Annotated in this window: 15 protein-coding genes; 12 read left to right on the top strand and 3 right to left on the bottom strand. The window is 69.6% G+C overall.

All coding sequences use genetic code 11. From position 1 onward, the window contains the following. Positions 1-928: 928 nt before the first annotated feature. Both AQI88_RS00150 and AQI88_RS00145 read right to left on the bottom strand, forming a co-directional pair. On the bottom strand, positions 929-3,817 hold the full coding sequence (locus AQI88_RS00150; protein WP_066989750.1) for a glycosyl hydrolase family 95 catalytic domain-containing protein: 2,889 nt from the start codon (positions 3,815-3,817) through the stop codon (positions 929-931). Positions 3,818-3,954: 137 nt separating this feature from the next. After that, positions 3,955-6,186 carry an alpha-L-fucosidase gene (locus AQI88_RS00145; RefSeq protein ID WP_066989747.1) on the bottom strand — a complete coding sequence of 744 codons (2,232 nt, stop codon included), beginning with the start codon at positions 6,184-6,186 and terminating at the stop codon, positions 3,955-3,957. A gap of 432 nt (positions 6,187-6,618) precedes the next feature. Here AQI88_RS00145 and AQI88_RS00140 point away from each other — a divergent pair, with 432 nt between their 5' ends. The 12 genes from AQI88_RS00140 (at position 6,619) to AQI88_RS00085 (ending at position 18,341) form a co-directional block, all read left to right on the top strand. Further along, on the top strand, positions 6,619-7,677 hold the full coding sequence (locus tag AQI88_RS00140; RefSeq protein WP_066989745.1) for a sugar ABC transporter substrate-binding protein: 1,059 nt from the start codon (positions 6,619-6,621) through the stop codon (positions 7,675-7,677). Positions 7,678-7,755: 78 nt separating this feature from the next. Further along, positions 7,756-9,318: a sugar ABC transporter ATP-binding protein gene (locus AQI88_RS00135; protein ID WP_066989743.1), complete on the top strand. Its 1,563-nt coding sequence runs from the start codon at positions 7,756-7,758 to the stop codon at positions 9,316-9,318. 4 nt (positions 9,319-9,322) lie between these two features. Next, positions 9,323-10,366 (top strand): ABC transporter permease, encoded by a 1,044-nt coding sequence (locus tag AQI88_RS00130; RefSeq protein WP_066989740.1) that lies wholly within the window; start codon positions 9,323-9,325, stop codon positions 10,364-10,366. A gap of 95 nt (positions 10,367-10,461) precedes the next feature. Next, entirely contained in the window at positions 10,462-11,796 is a 1,335-nt protein-coding gene (locus tag AQI88_RS00125) for an L-fuconate dehydratase (protein WP_079057315.1), read from the top strand. Further along, positions 11,789-12,691 carry an amidohydrolase family protein gene (locus AQI88_RS00120; protein WP_066989737.1) on the top strand — a complete coding sequence of 301 codons (903 nt, stop codon included), beginning with the start codon at positions 11,789-11,791 and terminating at the stop codon, positions 12,689-12,691. Before AQI88_RS00125 ends, AQI88_RS00120 begins: the two co-directional genes overlap by 8 nt. Then, complete coding sequence (locus tag AQI88_RS00115; RefSeq protein ID WP_066989734.1) at positions 12,682-13,119, top strand: RbsD/FucU domain-containing protein; 438 nt, start codon at positions 12,682-12,684, stop codon at positions 13,117-13,119. Before AQI88_RS00120 ends, AQI88_RS00115 begins: the two co-directional genes overlap by 10 nt. After that, positions 13,116-14,159 carry a zinc-dependent alcohol dehydrogenase gene (locus AQI88_RS00110; RefSeq protein ID WP_066989731.1) on the top strand — a complete coding sequence of 348 codons (1,044 nt, stop codon included), beginning with the start codon at positions 13,116-13,118 and terminating at the stop codon, positions 14,157-14,159. Before AQI88_RS00115 ends, AQI88_RS00110 begins: the two co-directional genes overlap by 4 nt. Beyond that, on the top strand, positions 14,156-14,917 hold the full coding sequence (locus AQI88_RS00105; RefSeq protein WP_066989728.1) for an SDR family NAD(P)-dependent oxidoreductase: 762 nt from the start codon (positions 14,156-14,158) through the stop codon (positions 14,915-14,917). The genes AQI88_RS00110 and AQI88_RS00105 overlap by 4 nt, the downstream gene beginning before the upstream one ends. Then, positions 14,914-15,546 carry a bifunctional 4-hydroxy-2-oxoglutarate aldolase/2-dehydro-3-deoxy-phosphogluconate aldolase gene (locus AQI88_RS00100; protein WP_066989725.1) on the top strand — a complete coding sequence of 211 codons (633 nt, stop codon included), beginning with the start codon at positions 14,914-14,916 and terminating at the stop codon, positions 15,544-15,546. The genes AQI88_RS00105 and AQI88_RS00100 overlap by 4 nt, the downstream gene beginning before the upstream one ends. Beyond that, positions 15,543-16,580 (top strand): sugar kinase, encoded by a 1,038-nt coding sequence (locus tag AQI88_RS00095; RefSeq protein ID WP_066989722.1) that lies wholly within the window; start codon positions 15,543-15,545, stop codon positions 16,578-16,580. Before AQI88_RS00100 ends, AQI88_RS00095 begins: the two co-directional genes overlap by 4 nt. Positions 16,581-16,615: 35 nt before the next feature. Further along, on the top strand, positions 16,616-17,656 hold the full coding sequence (locus AQI88_RS00090) for an aldo/keto reductase (RefSeq protein WP_066989719.1): 1,041 nt from the start codon (positions 16,616-16,618) through the stop codon (positions 17,654-17,656). Further along, a complete protein-coding gene (locus AQI88_RS00085) occupies positions 17,619-18,341 on the top strand; it encodes a FadR/GntR family transcriptional regulator (RefSeq protein ID WP_066989717.1) in 723 nt (240 codons plus the stop codon). The genes AQI88_RS00090 and AQI88_RS00085 overlap by 38 nt, the downstream gene beginning before the upstream one ends. Before the next feature lie 63 nt (positions 18,342-18,404). On the opposite strand, the gene AQI88_RS00080 is transcribed toward AQI88_RS00085, so the two are convergent. Continuing rightward, positions 18,405-19,511 carry a ricin-type beta-trefoil lectin domain protein gene (locus tag AQI88_RS00080; RefSeq protein WP_066989714.1) on the bottom strand — a complete coding sequence of 369 codons (1,107 nt, stop codon included), beginning with the start codon at positions 19,509-19,511 and terminating at the stop codon, positions 18,405-18,407. Between the last annotated feature and the right edge of the window lie 535 nt (positions 19,512-20,046).

The following is a 20,046-nucleotide window of genomic DNA, read 5'->3' as shown; positions in this document are numbered from 1 at the left end:
ACGTGGCAGGCATTGATGAGGTCATGACATACCCATGAGTGTCGTTCTCCTTGAGTGGCCCGGCCGTTGCGGGCTTGGCGTTTGCGCGGGAGCGCCCTGCTTCCTTTGTGTGGTGCGGAGTGACCGGATCGATCCATCAAGTTCGTAATGTCGAACGCAGATCGGTTTGTCGAGCATTCTGGATGATAGGAGGTCGGTGGATCCCGTCAATACCTCTCGCATGATTCGTGAGCGGCATCGAAACATTCTGGTCTAGGTGGAGTCGGGCTGCCGCAGGTCAGTTGTCCGGACGTCGCAGATCGGCGCAGCCCTGGTCGGCCGTATGTAGCCGCGCGTCGATTCCGGACGTCGGATGATGTTGACATGTTCGGGACCGCTCAAGGATTCGTGACGCTTCTACTTTCCGAATGACATTCGAAATTTCGACTGGGACCCCGTACGCGACCGAAGGCGGAGGACTCGCCGTGCGCACCTGGCTCCGGCCTGCGCACGCCGAGGTCGTGTCGGTCGAAGTGGACGGCCACGCGATCCGCTTGAAGGGCTCGCTCCACGGAAGGACCGCGCGGGCGTACCACTACCGCTTCCTGGCGCGGCTCCAGGACAACGGCGGGCCTCGCATCGACGCCCCTTGTTTCGTGGATCAGCAGGGCGACTTCCGCATCACCCTGCCGGTCGTCGTGGTGGCGGAACTCCATCCCGGGGGAGAGGCGCTGTGGGATCTGCGCCTGAGCGCGTACGGCGGGCCGGAGGTCCGCCTGGCGATGCCGGCCGGCGGTCTCGTCGACCGCCGGGACGTCAGCGTGTTTCCGGCCCTCCGGTGCGCGGGCCCCGGCGGCGGGCTGTCACTGCGGCCCGAGCTGACACGTGATCACGACCTGGTGCTCAGAACCGCCGACACGGTGCCGGGCCGACCGTGGAGCGGCGACGGTCAGAGGGCGACCAGCCGCCACTGCTGGTTGGTTCCGTCACCGACAGGCCACTGGATCACCTTGGCGCCGTTGTCCGCCGATCCGCCCTCCACGTCCGCGCACAAGCCGTTGCGGACGTTGACGAGCCGGACGTATCCACCGCCCGCGTCGACCACCTTCCAGTGCTGGTTGTCGCTGTTGCCGTCCGGCCACTGGATGAGCTGGGCACCCTGTCCGGAGCCCCCGGGGCTGTCGACGACCTTGCCGCTGTGGCGGGAGACGAGGCGGAAGGAGCCGTCGGCGTCGGGCTGGAGCCGCGACTGCTGGTTCTCGCTGCCGGACCAGCCCCACTGGATGAGGCCGGCGCCGTCGGCGGTACTGCCGCTGGTGACGTCGAGCACCTTGCCGCTGCGCCGGTTTTCGAGCCGGAAGAGGCCGCTGAGCAGGGAGACGGTGATGTCGGTGCGCTGCCCGGCGGTCAGGGAGACCTTCCTGGCGTGGGTGCCGAGGGAGGAGGCCGTGACGGTCGCGGTCGTGGCCACGGAGGTCATGCCGCGGCGGCTGATCAGCGTGACGTCCTGGTTGACGTCGGAGGTGACGGACAGGGTGGCGGCCCGGGCGTTCAGGTCCCAGGCGAAGCTGTGGATCCGGATCCGGCCTCGGGCCCGTACCCCGGTGATCGTGCCCTTCGCCAGCTGGTCGGGCAGCGCGGGGAGGATCTCCAGCACTCCGGGCCGGCTGTAGATCAGGGCCTCGGCCAGCACGCCGGGGATGGCGTTCGCGGCGTCGGCGTTGTAGATGTCGAGGTTCGGGTTGTGGGAGGTCATCAGCGACTTGAAGACCATGTTGTTGCCGAGGATCTTCCGCAGGTTGCCGTAGACCTGTCCGCCGTCCTTCAGCCGGGCCCAGGCCAGGGCCCGGTGCAGGCTGCCGTGTGCGGAGATGTTCTGGTCGCCGCGCAGCTCAAGGGCCCGCTGCGCCGGGCGGACCAGGGAAGGTGCGTTCTCGGGGTTGATCTCATGCAGCGGCCAGGCGCCGTACAGGTGCTGCACATGCCGGTGGTTGTAGTTGTCGGTGAGGCTCGGCCAGGACCATTCGGCCAGTGCGCTGTCGCCGTTGATGCGGTAGTCCGGGATCTTCTTCAGCAGTGCCGTCCAGCGGGCGACGCCCTGGCCGCCGCCCTGTTCGACGCCGAGGGTGTTGGCCGCGTCGATGGCGGCCTGGAGGGCGTGCTTGCCGGCCATGATGTCGCCGGTGGCGTTGATCGAGAGGTACACGCCGGTGTTGCGGGGGGCGTTCTCCATGGAGAAGGACGGTACGAAGACCGCCTTGCCGGCCGCGTCGGTGCGGGTGAGGAAGTCCTCGTAGAACAGGGCCAGTTCCATCAGCGCGGGGCCGAGCTTGTCGCGCAGGAACGCCTGGTCGCCGGTGACCTGGTAGTACTCCAGGAGCGGGTGGAGCAGCCAGTCGGCGCCGCCGGTCCAGCAGTGGCCGGGGAAGTCGCCTCCGTTGAAGTGGAGCATGTGGCCGTACTCGCCGTCGGTGCGGGTGGGGGCGAGGAAGCCGCGGGCTCCGTAGAGGTTCTTCGCGTTGGTGCGCCAGTCGTTCAGCTGGCCCAGGACCAGGTCGAAGTAGCCCTGCATGGACTCGGTCAGGTCGAGGATGTTGCCGCCCGCGACCTGGAGGTTGACGTTGGCGTCGGTGGTGAAGTCGTCGGCCCAGGCGGCGCCCCACGATCCGGCCCAGATGCCGGTCAGGCGGGGTGGCAGGATGCCGCTGGAGCTGAGGAAGAGGTAGCGGCCGGAGTCGTAGAGCCGTTCCAGCAGCGCCGTGTCGATGACCGTGCGGTCGGCGTTCTGGCGGGCGATCAGTTCAGTGACGGAGAGGTGCCGGTCGGCGGCCGGTACGTTCAGGTCGAGGCGGGAACGGTCGTAGACAGGGGTGTGCAGGGCGGTGTGCCGCGAGAGCAGTGCGGCGTAGTCGGTGCCGAGCGAGGCCAGTTGCGTGTGCAGCGGCTCGGAGTCCCAGCCCGTGGACGACTCGTAGCGGCCCAGCTTCGTCAGCAGCAGCACCTTGGCCGCCTTGGCCACCACGATCGTGGAGCCGTTGACGGTGACCGTGGCGCCGGTGCCCGAGGCGACGACGCGGGTGACGCCCTCGTAGCCGAAGGCGCCCTGCCCCGAGGGGTAGGTGCCGCGCAGATTCAGGTAGCCGGAGCCGCCGGTGACGGTGGCACGCGTGGTGAAGCTCAGGCTGCCGGGCAGCCCGGCGAGCGCGGTATAGGCGCTGAGCGTGGTGTCGACGGTACGGCCGGGAGCGGGTGTCAGCTCATGGACGATCACCTTGTCGGCCCGGGAGACGAACGCCCGCCGGGTCCAGGTGCCGAACTGGTCCGTCCAGCTCGAACTCACCTCGCCGGTACGGAAGTCGGTGACCCGTCCGTAGTTGTTGACCGTGGTCATGCCGGGCGTGTCGATGTGCAGTTCGTACGCGGGGTGGTAGGCCTGCGTCCAGCGCAGCGACCAGCCCGCGGCGAAGTCCCGGTTGGCGCTCGCGTAGTCACCCGCGAGTGCCTTGTCGCGTGCGCCTTCCAGACGGGCGGAGATCACCGGCGGGTTCACGTCACGGGTGCCGTTCGGCAGCACCAGTCGCTGATAGTTGAAGACCACCTTCTCCAGGGCGGGAGCGCCGTACAGTACGGCCCCGTATTCGCCGTTGCCGGTGAGGAAGCCGTCGGTCCAGGAGGAGGCCGGGGACGTGTCGTGGATGCCGCGCTCGGGGAGTGTGATCTGCGGGGGGACGGCCGCCACCGCCCTGCCCGAGAGCAGACCGCCGGGCAGGGCCGCGGCTCCCGCGGTCAGTGCGGCTGCGGTGAGGAACCGTCTGCGGTCGATGGCACTGTCCGTCAAGGGGACTCCTGTGTCCGGTCGGCGGTGCGTGGTCGTGTGGAGGAGTGGAGTGGTGACCCGTCGTCGTGGTGCCCCACCGCCGCCCGGTCGACTTGGAGCGGAATCCGGGCGGCGGCGGGGGTCCGCGGGGAAAGGGATCAGACGGCCGTGAAGGACCACAGCAGGTTGGTGCTGCCGCCGTACGCCCACTGCTTGGTGACGGAGCCCGAGTCGACGTTGCCACCGCCGTCGAGGACCAGGCCGGTGGTGCGGTTGGCGATCGAATAGAGGTCGCCGCCGCGGGGGGTGATCTTCCACTGCTGGTTGGTACCGCCGTTCCAGGGGGCCTGTCGGGCCGCAGAGCCGTTGTCGGTGGCGCCCCAGCCGTCGGCGACCATGCCGTTCGTCCGGTTGACCAGCCGGTAGTAGCCGCCGCCGACCGCTTCAGCCTGCCACTGCAGGTTGGAGCTGCCGTTCCACGTCCACTGCTTGAGGTCGGACCCGGAGGCCACGCCGCCGCCGCTGTCCAGGGCGAGTCCATTGGTGGCGTTGGTGAGCCGGAAGTATGCCGCCGGGTTGAACTGGACCCTCAGCGAGGCGATCTGGTCGTTGTTGCCGGTGACCCGCAGGTCGGGGTTCTCGGCGGTGAACGTCCAGGAGGTGCCGCTGAAGTTGTCCCCGGAGTAGCCGATCACCTGGTAGCCCGGGGCCGGCCGGAGGGAGGAGATGCTGCCTGCGCCCAGCCCGGCCGAGGTGAGGTCGGCCGTGGTGTAGTCACCGACGGTGAGTACGGCCGAGTTGCCACTGTAGTTGACGTCCGTGGAGGCGAGGGTGCCGGTGAGCGGCCGCAGCCCCGGGATCGTGCCGGAGAAAGTGAGCTTCAGGACGTAGGCGCCCGCGCTGTACGGCGCCGAGGAGGGCAGGATGACCGTGAGGCCGGAGGAGTTCTGGGCCGGCGTGGGCAGGTCGATGTAGGTGCCGGCGGTGGTGCCGAGGAGCTTCACCGAGGTCAGCGACGAGAGGTTGATCCGGTCCGAGCTGAGGGTCTTGATCGTCAGTGAACTGCCGGGCCAGCCCAGGACGGTGGCGTACAGGACGTTTTCGGCCTTGTTGCGGGTGAAGCGGATGTCCTGGGGCGTGCCGGCGTGCGGGGTGGTGAACGCACCGCCGCCCATCTTCGTCGGGCCCTCGCCGTACGCCGTCCAGGCGCGGGTCGAGTACACCGACTCGCCGAAGCGCTTCAGGTGGTCTCCGATACCGAGCAGGATGTCCTTCTGCGCCTGGGGGATGGTGCCGTCGGCCATCGGCGCGATGTTCAGCAGCATGTTGCCGTTCTTGCTGACCCGGTCGATGAACGAGTGAAGCATCTGCTGGATGGTGTAGTAGCCGATGCCCTGGGTGTAGCACCAGCTGCTGCTGGAGATGCTGTCGTCGGTCAGCCAGTACGGGGAGGCCAGGTCCCCCGGACCGCCGCGCTCGTAGTCGAAGACCTCGCCCTTGCCGTTCATGCCGTCCTTGTACGTGGCGACGACCTCTTTGCCCCAGCTGCCCGCCTGGTTGTAGTAGTACGCCAGGAAGTTCAGGCGCTGTGTCTCGTCCACGGCGTCCAGCTTGAAGTCCTGCCACAGGATGTCGGGCTGGGTACGGTCGATGACCTCCTTGAGCTTGTCGAACCAGAGCTGGTTCTCCGCGGCCGAGCCCAGCTGCCCGTAGAGCTTCTTGAGGCTGGGGTCCGTCTGGGCGGGGACGAACTCGTAGAAGCCGTTGAAGTGGTACGCGTGGTGCATGGCCACCAGCAGCTTGAGGCCCTTGGCGCGGATGGCCGTGGAGAAGAGCCGGAGCAGGTCGAGCCCCGGGCCCTTCTTCACCGAGTTCCACTCGTTGACCTGGCTGTCCCACATGGAGAAGCCGTCATGGTGCTCGGCGACCGGGCCGGCGAACCTGGCGCCGGCGTCGACGAACAGCTGCACCCACTCGTCGGGGTCGAACTTCCCGCCCGCCGACTTCAGTTTCGGCGCGAACTTCACGAAGTTGCCCGCCAGGTCCTGTGCCCCGTTGATGAAGTTGTGGTACGGCCATGCCGACGGCTGGCCGTAGGCCGCGATGTGGTGCTGGTTGGCGTTGCTGCCCGCCTGGTACATGTTGCGCGGGTACCACTCGTTGTCGTAGGCGGGGACGCTGAAGACGCCCCAGTGGAAGTAGATCCCGAACTTCGCGTCCTGGAACCACTCCGGGGCCGGCGGGTGCTGGTCGACCGAGTTCCAGTCGGGCGTATACGTGCTGGGAGCGGCCCGGGCGGTTCCGGCATCGAACACACCTCCGGCAACGGCCGCCGCGGCGACGCAGGTGGCACCGGCCAGGAAGTGGCGTCTGTTGATCGAACTCGACATGGAGACATCCCTGGTGCAGGAGGGGACAGGGGAATGCAGGGCGCCGCTTGTTACGCATGAAGGTCGGCCATGTCTCCCTGGGATGTCAACCGGTGTGCAGGGATGAAAAGCGCTGGGCGGTCAGGGAGTTGGCTCTACTTGATGCCATTCTGAGGCGATTTGCCACTGACCAGACATGGAATGTCTGTCAGGGCTTCATGGCCGATTCGGATCAGCCGAGCGAGGGGATTGATGGGATGGATCTTGCCTTCTTGGTGCCGATCCGGAATCCCCGATCGGTCGTGAGCTGGCATTTTGGAGCTCATCCGACCGCGGGGTAGACAGGGCGCCGAGGGCGCGCCTATAAACATCCCATCTCTTCCGCAACGGCGATACGCAGATGTCGTCGAGGCGAAACATCTCCCGCTACGGGACCGGCGCGAGGAAGCACCGATGAGAGTCAGAACCGCCCTCTGTTCAGCCGTCTCCGTCCTGTCCGCCCTGACGCTGCTCAGCGCCTGCAGCAGCGGCTCCGGCACCGGGGCCAGCGGCGCGCCGCTCGTCGGCGTCGACTACCCGCGTTCCGACACCGACTTCTGGAACTCCTACATCAAGTACACGCCCCAGTACGGCAAGCAGCTGGGCCTGGACCTGAAGACGACCAACTCGCAGAACGACGTCGCCAAACTCACCGCCAACGCACAGACGTTCATCAGTCAGGGCGTCAAGGGTCTCGCGATGGCCCCGCAGGACACCGCCGCCATCGCGCCCACCCTCGCGCAGCTGGAGGCGAAGAAGATCCCCGTCGTCACCGTCGACACCCGCCCCGACACCGGCAAGGTCTACATGGTCGTGCGCGCCGACAACCGCGCCTACGGCGAGAAGGCCTGCCAGTACCTCGGCACAAAGCTCGGCGGCAAGGGCAAGGTCGTCATGCTCGAGGGCGACCTCTCCTCCATCAACGGCCGCGACCGCACCGAGGCGTTCAACGACTGCATGAAGAAGAACTACCCGGACATCAAGGTGTTCGGCGAGGCCACCAACTGGGACGGCGCGGTCGCCGCCCAGAAACTGCAGACCGATCTGACGGCCAACCCGGACATCAAGGGCGTCTACATGGAGGCCAGCTTCGCGCTGTCCGGCACGCTCCAAGTCCTCAAGCAGAAGGGCCTGTTGGTGGGCCCGAAGGACAAGAAGCACGTGTTCGTCGTGTCCAACGACGGCATCCCCGAGGAGCTCAAGTCCATCGCCGAGGGCAAGATCGACGCCACGGTCTCGCAGCCGGCCGACCTCTACGCCAAGTACGCCCTGTACTACGTCAAGGCCGCGATCGACGGGAAGACGTTCAAGCCCGGCAAGACCGACCACGACAGCACCATCATCCAGGTCCGCGACGGTGTGCTCGAGGACCAGCTCTCCGCCCCGCTCGTCACCGCCGACGGCGGCACCTACGGCGGCGTGCCCAGCGTCAAGAGCGACGACAAGGCGCTGTGGGGCAACAACCTCGGCTGATTCCTCTGATTTCTCATCGGGACGCAACGGTGATTCCTCATCAGGAACGCAACGGCTCACGAGGACAAGGAGGTTGAGATGAGCGACGGGGAGCGAGCAGTCACCCCCGCGCCCGCCCCGGCGGACGGTGGGTGGTCCCCCTCGGGCCCGCCCGTCGTCGAGGCGGCGGGCATAGTCAAACGATTCGGTCCGACGGTGGCCCTGAACGGCGCCCGGATCACCATCCGGCCGGGCGAGACCCACGCGCTGGTCGGCCGCAACGGAGCCGGCAAGTCGACCCTGGTGTCGGTCCTCACCGGCCTTCAGGCCCCCGACGAGGGAACGGTGACCTTCGGCGGTGAGCCGGCCCCCCGGCCCAGCGACCGTGACGCCTGGCGGCAACGCGTGGCCTGCGTCTACCAGAAGTCGACGATCATCCCCACACTGACCGTCGCCGAGAACCTCTTCCTGAACCGGCACGACCGCGGACAGAGCCGGCTCATCAGCTGGCAGGCCACCCGTCGCCGCGCACAGGACCTGCTGTCGACCTGGTCGGTGGACGTCGACCCGCAGACCCCGGCCGGTGATCTGAGCGTCGAGCAGCGGCAGTTCGTCGAGATCGCCCGCGCGCTGTCCTTCGGGGCCCGGTTCATCATCCTCGACGAGCCGACCGCCCAACTCGACGGGGCGGCCATCAACCGCCTCTTCGACCGCATCCGCGACCTGCAACGCCAGGGCGTGACCTTTCTGTTCATCAGCCACCACCTCCAGGAGATCTACGAGATCTGCGACATGGTGACGGTGTTCCGCGACGCCCGGCACATCGTGACCGCACCGGTCGCGGACCTTCCCCGCGCCGACCTCGTCGCCGCCATGACCGGCGAGGCGGCGGCCGACCGGCGCGAGGAACGCACGAGAGTCCTCGCCCCCGGTGCCACGGCCGCACTGAGCGTTCGCGCTCTGCGGGGCGACGCGTACGACGACGTCAGCTTCGAGATCGCGGCCGGCGAGATCGTCGGCCTCGCGGGGGGCGCCGGCAGCGGTCGTACCGAGGTCGCCGAGACCGTCGTAGGGCTTCGGGCGGCAGCGGCGGGCGAGGTGGAGATCGCCGGGAGGCGGCCCCGGCCGGGCAGCGTGCCCGCCGCGCTCGCCGCAGGCGCCGGGTTCGTCCCCCAGGACCGACACCACCAGGGCTTCGTTCCCGAGATGTCGATCGCGGACAACGCCACCCTGTCCGTTCCCCGCAGGCTCGGCCAGGGCGGGTTCCTCAGCCGCAGCCGCCGGGACCGGCTCGCCGAGGGCATGATCGAGAACCTCGCGATCAAGACTCCCGGTCCCGAGCTGCCCGTCTCCGCCCTGTCCGGAGGCAACCAGCAGAAGGTCGTCATGGCCCGCGCCCTCGCCGACGACCCCCGGCTGCTGGTCCTGATCAACCCGACCGCGGGCGTGGACGTGCGCTCCAAGGAGTTCCTCCTCGACAAGGTCGAGGAGATCGCGGACACCGGCACCGGAGTGCTCATCGCCTCCGACGAACTCGACGACCTGCACATGTGCGACCGGGTCCTGGTGATGTTCCAGGGCCGTGTGACCTCGGAGATCGCCCGCGGCTGGCACGACCACGACCTCGTGGCCGCGATGGAAGGAGTGGACTTGAATGCCTGAAACGATGCCTGAGACCGTCCGCGCGGACACCGCTGCCGCCGAGGGCTCGGAGCCGGCGCCCAAGCGGACCGTGCTGCTCGGCGGCCGGATACCCCTGGCCCGGCTGCGCGACCTCGCGCTCGTCCCGGCCATCGTGGTCATCGCGATCGTCGGACAGATCGTCAACCCGGTCTTCCTGCAGGCCGACAACCTCATCAACGTCCTGCAGACCATGTCCGAGATGGCCCTGCTGGTCCTCGCCCAGACGATGATCCTGATCGTCAGGAAGATGGACCTGTCGCTCGAGTCCACCATGGGCCTCGCGCCCGGCGTCGCGGCCTGGCTGGTCGTGCCGGTCGGCGCGGGCCACGGACTCGGACTGCTCCCCGGCGCGTGGTCCGTTCCCGTCACCCTGGCCGTGGGCGCGCTCGTCGGCGTGATCAACGCCCTGCTGATCATCCGCTTCGGCCTCAACGGCTTCATCGTCACCCTCGGCATGCTGATCGTGCTGCGCGGCGTCCTCACCGGCGTCTCCGGCGGCCAGACCTTCTTCCAGCTGCCGGAGTCGATGCTCTACCTCGGCACCGCCGAATGGTTCGGGATGCCCGCGTCCATCTGGGTCTGCCTGGTGCTGTTCGCCGTTGCGATCGTGGTGCTCGGCTGGACCAGCTTCGGCCGCTCGCTGTACGCCATCGGCGGCAACGTCGACGCAGCGAAGGCGGCCGGCATCTGCACCGACCGGGTGCTGTGGATCGTCATCGTCACCGGCAGCGTCCTCGCCGCCCTCGCCGGGCTGATGCTCTCCGGACGCCTCGCTTCGGTTGCCTCGGCGCAGGGCAACGGCTACATCTTCACCGTCTTCGCCGCTGCCGTCATCGGCGGGATCAGCCTGAACGGCGGCAAGGGCACCATGTTCGGGGCGTTCAGCGGCATCCTGCTGCTCTTCATGATTCAGAACGTGCTCACGCTGGCCGGTGTCCCCGCCCAGTGGATCGGCGCCCTCAACGGCCTGATCATCCTGGTCGCCCTGACCATCTCGCGCATCACCGGCGGCAAGGTCCAGGAGTGAACCCGGCGGCCGTCCAGGCCGCCCGGCGCCCTCCGCCGCACCCCCATCCCGTCGCAAGGGGCCGTATCGCCCCGCACCTCACAGGAGTTGCCGCCATGTCATCCGCCCTGTCCGCTTCTCCGGCCTCTGCCCGTATCACCGCCCTGGACGTGCTGGACGTGCGGTTCCCGACGTCCGAGCACCTGGACGGGTCGGACGCGATGAACCCCGAACCCGACTACTCCGCCGCCTACGTCGTCCTGCGCACCGACGCCGGCGACGGCCTGGAGGGCCACGCCCTGGCCTTCACCACCGGCCGCGGCAACGACGTCCAGGCCGCCGCCATCGCCGCCCTCGCCCCGCACGTGGTGGGCCTGTCGGTCGACGAAGTCTGCGCCGACCTCGGCACGTTCTCCCGCTCCCTCGTTCACGACCCGCAACTGCGCTGGCTGGGCCCGGAGAAGGGTGCCATCCACATGGCCACCGGCGCGGTCGTCAACGCCGCCTGGGACCTGGCCGCCAAGCGGGCCGGCAAGCCCGTGTGGCGCTTCCTCGGCGAGATGTCACCCGAGGACCTGGTCGCGCAGGTCGACTTCCGCTGGCTGTCCGACGCCCTCACCCCCGAGGAGGCACTTCAGATCCTGCGCCGCGCCGAGCCCGGCCGCGAACAGCGCATCGGCCGCCTGCTCGACCAGGGCTTCCCCGCCTACACCACCACCCCCGGCTGGCTCGGCTACTCCGACGAGAAGCTGGCCCGCCTGGCCCGCGAGGCCGTCGCCGACGGCTTCACCCAGATCAAGCTGAAGGTCGGCGCGTCCCTGGAGGACGACGTACGGCGCATGCGCACCGCCCGCGAGACGGTCGGCGACGGCATCCGCATCGCGGTGGACGCCAACCAGAGATGGGACGTCCAGGCCGCGATCGACTGGATGCGCTCCCTGGCCCCCTACCAGCCGTACTGGATCGAGGAGCCCACCTCACCGGACGACATCCTCGGCCACGCCGCCGTGCGCAAGGCCGTCAGCCCCATCAAGGTCGCCACCGGCGAGCACATCGCCAACCGCGTCGTCTTCAAGCAGCTCCTTCAGGCCGGCGCGGTGGACATCGTGCAGATCGACTCCGCACGGGTCGGCGGCGTCAACGAGAACATCGCGATCCTGCTGCTCGCCGCGAAGTTCGGCGTGCCGGTCTGCCCGCACGCGGGTGGCGTGGGCCTGTGCGAGATGGTGCAGCACCTGTCGATGTTCGACTACGTCGCGGTCTCCGGCACGACCGAGGACCGCGTCATCGAATACGTCGACCACCTGCACGAGCACTTCGTCGACCCGGTGCGCATCGTCGACGGCCACTACCTTGCGCCGACGCTGCCCGGGCTGAGCGCGCAGATGCACCCCGAGTCCCTCAAGGAGTACGCCTACCCCGACGGCCCCGTCTGGACCGCTCGTGTCTGAAGCCCAGACCCTCGTGGACGCCCACCACCACGTGTGGGACCTGGACGTCCGGCCGCAGCCCTGGCTGGACGAGCCCGGCCACGAGCCGATCCGCCGCAACTTCAGTTCGCACGCCTTGCGATCGGCCGCGACCCGGCCGATCGCCGGACGGCGACTGACGAGCACGGTGGTCGTCCAGTGCGTCGCGTCCGTGCCCGAGACCCGCGACCTCCTCGCCCGGGCCGACAGCGACCCGCTGATCGGTGCCGTGGTCGGCTGGGCGGACCTGACGTCCCCCGCGATCGGCGACGTACTCGACGACCTGCGGTCGGGACCCGACGGGCGTTACCTGCGGGCCCTGCGCCACGTCGTGCAGGGCGAGTCCGATCCACACTGGCTCCAACAGCCGGACGTGGAAAGGGGGTTGGCAGCGGTCGGGGAGCGCGGGCTCGGATACGACGTGCTGATCCGCAGCCACCAGCTCCCGCAGGCGATCCGTCTCGCGGATCGGCTCCCCGAGCTGCCGTTCGTCCTGGACCACGCCGGCAAGCCGCCGCTCGCCAGGCAGGACCTCACCGACTGGACTCGGCTGGTGCGTGAACTGGCGAGGCATCCCCAGGTCCGCTGCAAGGTGTCGGGGCTGATCACCGAGGCGGACCACGAGAAGTGGACCGTCGACGACATCCGCCCCGTGTGGGACGTCCTGCTCTCCGCCTTCGGTCCCGACCGGCTGATGTTCGGCTCCGACTGGCCGGTCTGCCTCCTCGCCGGCGGCTGGAACCGCTGGGCCGCCACCGTCGAGGAACTCCTGGACGGCTGTTCCGACACCGAGATCCACGCGGTGCTCGCCGGTACCGCGACCGACTTCTACCACCTGACCCCCGCCCCCACGAAGGAGGGGACACCGTGCTCCTGACGGAACTGCTCCACCCCGGGATCCTCGAATCCCTGGCCGGAGCCGGCCACGGATCCCGTGTCCTGCTCGCCGACGGCCACTACCCCGCGAGCACCGCCACCGGCGAGCGCGCCCGAACCGTCCACCTCAACCTGTCCCCAGGCCTGCTCGACGTCACCACCGTGCTCGACGTCCTGCTGCGCGCCCTGCCCGTCGAGGCGGCCCACGTCATGGTGCCGCCCGAGGGCGAACCGGAGCCGCCCGCCATCGCCGAGTACCGCTCGATGCTGGCGCCCCTCCCGGTCGACACGTTCGGCCGCTTCGAGTTCTACGACGCCGCCCGCTCGCCCGACCTGGCGCTGGCGATCGTCACCGCCGACACCCGTACCTACGCCAACCTGCTGCTGACCATCGGCGTCCGCGCTGAAGGGACCCTGGGATCACGATGACTCTTGCTGTCCGTTACGTTTCCGCCCTCTCCCTGGACACGGCTGCCGTGATCGGTGTGCCACCCGGTCCGGGTGAGGTGGAGCTGGCTCCCGCCTACGTGGGGATCTGCGGTACCGATCTGCACATCTTCCACGGCGACATGGACGCCCGGGTCCAGACGCCGGCCGTCCTGGGGCATGAGATGTCCGGCCGCGTGGTGCGGGTCGGGCCGGGCGTGGAGGGCTGGCGGCCCGGTGACGCGGTCACGGTGATGCCGCTGCGCTGGGACGACACCTGTCCGGCTTGTCTCAGCGGCCATCAGCACATCTGCCAGCACCTGGACTTCATCGGCATCGACTCCCCGGGCGCAATGCAGCAGCGCTGGACGGTGCCCGCCGCCACCCTGATCCGGCTGCCGGACTCCCTCGCCCTGGACCGGGCCGCGCTCGTCGAGCCGACCGCGGTGGCCGTGCACGACGTGGGCCGGGCGAAGGTCGCCGAGGGCGAGAAGGTCGTGGTGGTCGGTGGCGGGCCGGTCGGTGTGCTGATCGCGCTGGTCGCACGGGCCACGGGTGCCGAGGTGCGGGTGGTGGAGCCGAGCGCCCACCGTCGGCTGCTGGCCGAGGAGTTGGGGCTGACCGTCTGGGACCCGGCCGCGGACGACATCGGCGCCCTGGTCGGCGAGTGGACGCAGGATGCGGGCGCGGATGTCGCCTTCGAGGTGTCCGGCGCGGCGGGCGGCGTGGACACGGCCGTCGACGTGCTGGGCGTACGCGGCCGTCTCTGCCTCGTCGCCATCCACCCCCGCCCCCGTGAGGTGAACCTGCACCGTTTCTTCTGGCGCGAACTCACCCTGGTGGGCGCCAGGTTGTACGACCGTGGCGACTTCGAGCGCGCGGTGACTCTGGTCGCGGACGGCACGATCCCGGCCGAGCGGCTGATCAGCAAGGTCGTCCCGCTCACGCAGGCGCCCGCCGCCTTCGAGGCCCTGGAGGGCGGCGGTGACGTGATGAAGATCCTCGTGGACTGCACCGACAACACCGAGGGAGTGGCCGCATGACCGTCTTCGACCTCACCGGGAAGCTCGCCGTCGTCACCGGGGCCCGGCGCGGTATCGGCCGGGCCATGGCCCGCGCGCTTGCCGGGGCCGGCGCGGACGTCATCGGGGTCAGCGCCTCGCTGGAGGAGTCCGGCAGCGCGGTCGAGAAGGACGTCCTCGCCGCGGGCCGCTCCTTCGAGGCGATCCGCACCGACTTCGCCGACCCCGCCGCCGTACGAGCCCTGGGCGCGGACCTCGCCGGACGCGAGCGCCCGGTGGACATCCTGGTCAACAATGCGGGCACGATCCGCCGGGCTCCGGCCGCTGAACACGCCGATGCGGACTGGGAGTTGGTGCTCCAGGTCAACCTCAACGCACAGTTCGCGCTGACCCGGGCGGTCGGCGCGTCGATGGTGGCCCGCGGCCAGGGGAAGATCATCTTCACGGCGTCGCTGCTCAGCTTCCAGGGCGGCATCACCGTCCCCGGCTACACCGCCGCCAAGCACGGCATCGCCGGTCTGACCAAGGCGCTGGCCAACGAGTGGGCCCCATGCGGGGTGAACGTCAACGCCCTCGCGCCCGGCTACATCGCCACCGACAACACCCAGGCGCTGCAGGACGACCCGGTGCGCAGCAAAGCGATCCTGGACCGCATCCCGGCCGGCCGCTGGGGCGACGCCGACGACCTGGCGGGCGCCACGGTGTTCCTCGCCTCGAACGCCGCCGCCTACATCCACGGCGTCGTCCTGCCCGTCGACGGCGGATGGCTCGGCCGATGAGTGGCCCCGACCCGGCCACCGCACTGGCCGGGGCCCGTCTCCTGCCCGTACTGACCGTGCCGTCCACGGCCACCGCCGGCCCACTCGCCGACGCACTCACCGCGGGCGGTGCCCGGTGTGCCGAGGTCACCTTCCGCACACCGGACGCCGAGCAGGTGCTCAAGACGATGGCCGCCCATGGCGGGCTCACCGTCGGCGCCGGCACGGTCCGCACGCCCGAGCAGGCGGAGCGGGCGGTGGCGGCCGGGGCCCGCTTCGTGGTGTCCCCCGGCTTCGACGAGGAGGTCGTCGCGAAGTGCCGCGAGCTGGGGGTGCCCGTGGTGCCCGGTATCGCCACCGCCACCGAGCTGATGCGCGCCCTGAAGGCGGGCCTCGACACCGTCAAGCTCTTCCCCGCCGAGCCGCTCGGCGGCCTGCGGACGCTGCGGGCGCTCGCGGCGCCCTTCCCCGGGACGCGCTTCGTGCCGACCGGCGGGATCGACGCCTCCCGCCTGGTCGCCTACCTCGCCGACCCGGCGGTCCTCGCGGTCGGCGGCAGCTGGATGGCCACCGCCGCCCACCTGGAGCGGGGCGACTACGAGGAGATCCGCCGACTGACCGCCGAGGCGGTGGAGAGGAGCATGACGTGATCGACGTGGTGGCCCTCGGTGAGGTGATGCTGCGCTTCGACCCGGGTGAGGGACGGATCCGCACCGCCCGCTCCTTCCAGGTCTGGGAGGGCGGCGGCGAGTACAACGTGGTACGCGGACTGCGCCGCTGCTTCGGGCTGCGCACAGCCGTCGTGACCGCTCTCGCCGACAACGCGGTGGGCCGGCTCGTCGAGGACCTGATCCTCCAGGGCGGCGTCGACACATCGCTGATCCGCTGGGTGCCCGACGACGGCATCGGCCGCACCGCCCGCAACGGCCTCAACTTCGTCGAACGCGGCTACGGCATCCGCGGCGCGCTGGGCGTCAGCGACCGCGCGCACACCGCCGTCTCCCAGCTGCGGAAGGGTGACGTGGACTGGGACGCGGTGTTCTCGGCCGACGTGCGCTGGTTCCACACCGGCGGCATCTTCGCGGGCTTGTCCGACACCACGGTGGACGTCGCCGACGAGGCCATGGCCGCGGCCCGCCGCCACGGCGTCACCGTCTCCTACGACCCCAATTACCGCCCGAGCCTCTGGGCCGGCCGCGGTGGACCGGAACGGGCCCGCGAGGCCGACCTGCGGCTCGCCCGGCACGCCGACGTCGTGGTGGGCGCCCTGGGCCTGGCCGGGACGTACCCGGGACAGGCGCGCATCGGGGACGACGAAGTGGCGGACGCCCTCGCCGAGGTGGCCGGTCTGCTGCCCGCGGCGAAAGTACTGGCGACGACCCTGCGCGGCGTACCGTCGGCCGGCGTCAACGACTGGTCCTCGGCCGCCTGGTCCGCCGAAACCGGCTTCATCCCCGGCCCCCGGATGCCCGGCCTGCAGGTCCTGGACCGCATCGGCTCCGGCGACGCCTTCGCCGCCGGCCTGATCCACGGACTGCTCGACGACGCCGGCCTGGAGCGCGCCCTGGCCTACGGCACCGCCCACGGCGCGCTCACCATGACCACGCCCGGAGACGTCTCCATGGCCTCGCTCGCCGAGGTCGAGGCGCTCATCGCGGGCGGGTCGCCCCACGTCAGACGCTGACCGGCGCCCCATCGCCCGTATCCCAGGAGCACGTCTTGCACCAGCGGAAGATCCAGAACACGTCCGTCTCACTCACCGAGCTCGGCTTCGGGGCATCTGTGATCGGCAACCTCTACCGCGTCACCCCGGCCGACGACGCGACCGCCGCCGTCGATGCGGCCTGGGAGGCCGGCCTGCGGTATTTCGACACCGCACCACACTACGGCCTCGGCCTCTCCGAGCGCCGCCTGGGCGCCGCCCTGCAAGGTCGCCCGCGCGACGAGTACGTCATCTCCTCCAAGGTGGGCAGGCTGCTGGTGCCCAACGAGGAGCCACGTGGCGTCGACACCGAGGGCTTCGTCGTACGGGACGACCTGCGCCGACAGTGGGACTTCAGCCGCGACGGCGTACTCCGCTCCATCGAGGACACACTGGAGCGCACCGGCCTGGACCGGCTGGACATCGTCTACCTGCACGATCCGGACGACCACTGGCGGCAGGCTGCCCAGGAGGCCATGCCCACGCTCGCCGAACTGCGGGACCAGGGTGTGATCGGAGCGATCGGCGTCGGCATGAACCAGTCGGCGATGCTCGCCCGCTTCCTGCGCGAGACGGCCGCCGACGTGGTGATGCTCGCCGGCCGCTACACGCTCCTGGACCAGTCGGCGCTGGACGACGTCCTGCCCGCCGCGCGGGAACTCGGCAAGAGCGTGGTGGCGGTGGGGGTGTTCAACTCGGGACTGCTCTCCCGCGACCGGCCCGCCGAGGGCATGAAGTACGACTATCGGGACGCCCCGCCGGCTCTGGTCGTCCGCGCCCGGGCGATCGCCGAGGTCTGCGAGGCGCACGGGACCAGCCTGCCCGCCGCCGCGATCGCCTTCCCGCACACGCATCCCAGTATCATCAACGTCACCCTCGGCATGCGGACTCCGGAACAGGTCGGACGAAACGTGGAACTCCATGATCAGCGCGTCCCGGACGGCCTCTGGGACGATCTGCGCGCGCAGGGGCTGATCAGGTCGGACGTCCTCGCGGGGCACGGTGGGGGAGGGATGTGCGGTGTCTCTGACGGACAAGGCCATCGAGCAGATCCGTGAGCTGATCCGGACCGGTGCGCTGCCTCCGGGTTCGAAGCTCCCACCGGAGCCGGACCTGGCCGCGCAGCTGGGCCTGTCCCGCAACCTCGCCCGCGAAGCGGTCAAGGCACTGGCCGTGGCGCGCGTCCTGGAGGTCAGGCGCGGCGACGGCACGTATGTGACCAGCCTGCAGCCGAGTCTGCTCCTGGAGGGGCTCGGCGGTGCGGTGGAGCTGCTGCAGGGCGACTCGGTCGCCCTGCAGGACCTCATGGAGGTACGGCGGCTCCTCGAACCGATGGCCACGGCGCTTGCCGCCACGCGGATTTCCGATGAGCAACTGGCCGAGGTGGAACGGCACCTGGACGCCATGCGTGAGGCCCGCGACGATGTCGAACGGCTCAACGCCCACGACGCCGCCTTCCACCGCGCCGTCGTCTCGGCCACGGGCAACGAGACCCTCCTCACCCTCCTGGAAGGGATCTCCGGCCGCACCCTGCGCGCCCGCATCTGGCGCGGTCTGGTCGACGACAAGGCCGCGGGCCGCACCCTCGCCGAGCACGAGGCGATCTTCAAAGCCCTGTCCACCCGTGACGCCACCCTCAGCCAGGCCGCCGCACTGCTGCACGTGAGCAACACCGAGCAGTGGCTGAGGGAACACCTGCGCTCGGGCGAACCGCTCCCCTTCGGGACGACAGCGGGGAGGTGACGGGCGGGCGCCGACGTTCTCCCGGACCGGAGCTCGGAAGGGCTGAGGTCCCGGGAGCGGGGGTCATCCGGCGGTCAGAGTGGTCCACTTCTGGTTGGAGCCGCCGTTGCAGTCCCACAGCTGGAGCTGCGTGCCGTCGGCCGTGGAGGAGTCCGGAACGTCCAGGCAGCGGCCGGAGGCGGGGTTGCGGTAGCCGCCGTTGTAGGGCTGCCAGACCTGGTTGGCGCCGCCGTGGCAGGCCCAGAGCTGCACCTTGGTGCCGTTGGCGGTGCCCCAGCCGGAGGCGTCGAGGCACTTGCCCATCGAGCGCAGCGTGCCGTCGGTGTAGGCGGACCAGAGCTGGTTGGCACCGTCGCGGCAGCTCCACGTCTGGACGGCGGTCCCGTCAGCGGTGCCCGCGCCGTTGACGTCCATGCACTTGCCGGCGATGCCGGACTGCACGCGTGCGGGGGCGGGGGCTGGATTCCTCAGCCACCCGGCGCTGTCCGCGGCCTGGGTGCCGCGATGGAAGGCGTCGGCCATCTTCTGGTAGCCCGAGTCGTTGGGATGCAGGGCGTCGGCCAGGTCGGCCGTGGTCAGGCTGCTCATGTCGACGTATGCGACATGCCTGCCCGCGGCCTGTTCGTCCCTGACGATCTGGGGGATGGCCTGGTTGTACGCGGCACGGTACTGCTCCTCCGAGCCGCTGGTGGACACGACCAGGGAGGCCACGAGGACGGTTGCGTCGGGGGCGGCGGCGGTGACCTGGTCGACCAGCGACCTCAGCCGGGCGCTGGCGGTGGAGACCTGGTAGCTCTCGTTGAGGTCGTTGGTGCCGATGTGCAGCGTCACGACGTTGGGCCGGTAGCGGGTCAGCGAGGCGTCGGCGAGTGCGGCGATCTGGTGGATCTTGTATCCGGAGTGGCCTTCGTTGTCGGGGTCGGACATCGAACCGCCCCGCAGCGTGCCGACGAAGTCCAGCGGATGGCCGTCCGCCGCAAGCTGGTTCCACAACGGCCCCCGGTAGCCGTTGCCCGTACTGCTTCCCACACCCCAGGTGATGGAGTCGCCCAACGGCATGACCCGCAAGGGTGTGTTCGAGGCGGCGGAGGCAGGGGTCACACCTGCCGCTGTCACCCCGAGCGCGGCAGCGACAAGCGTGATCAGAGGTAAAGCCCAGGACCTTCTCATACAGCGTCCTCTTCTGCGGGTGGTTGCTGAGCCAGCGGGGCCGATCGCTGTTCGTGTCAGCAGCTCGGGTCAGCGTTGACCACACCGAGCCTGCAGACCTCACAAGCGCACCCGTATAGATACCACGATTCACGGCTGGAACATCCCATGAATGCAGTCAAATCAAGGATCAGTGGTACGGGTCGGGCCTTGCGCTGCCTCGTCCCAACAACACTGCTCCTGCGGTCTGTTCGCCACCCTCTCCGGGTCTGTTCGCTGCCCTCCCTCCTTGGTATCGGCCCGTTGACATCCCATGTCTGTTGCTGGTGTTCGACTCAGATACCTGAGTTGATATGCATCGGCCCTGGGACGGCTTGTGGTTAAGGCCTTAATCACTCAACCTACCCAGCGACGGCGGCCGGGACGGTCGGCAGGGAAACGAACGAGCGCCGTCGCGTCGGTCGCCGTCCGGGTGACTGACGGTTTGGAAGTGGTCCGCTCGACCACGGTGCCGACCGTGGCACCACAACGGTTGACGCCTTACAGATCAAGCGGT

The sequence above is a fragment of the Streptomyces cellostaticus genome, from assembly GCF_001513965.1.
GTDB lineage: Bacteria > Actinomycetota > Actinomycetes > Streptomycetales > Streptomycetaceae > Streptomyces > Streptomyces cellostaticus.
The sequence above is the reverse complement of the archived record's forward strand: the minus strand, read 5'-3'. Positions and strand labels throughout refer to the sequence as shown.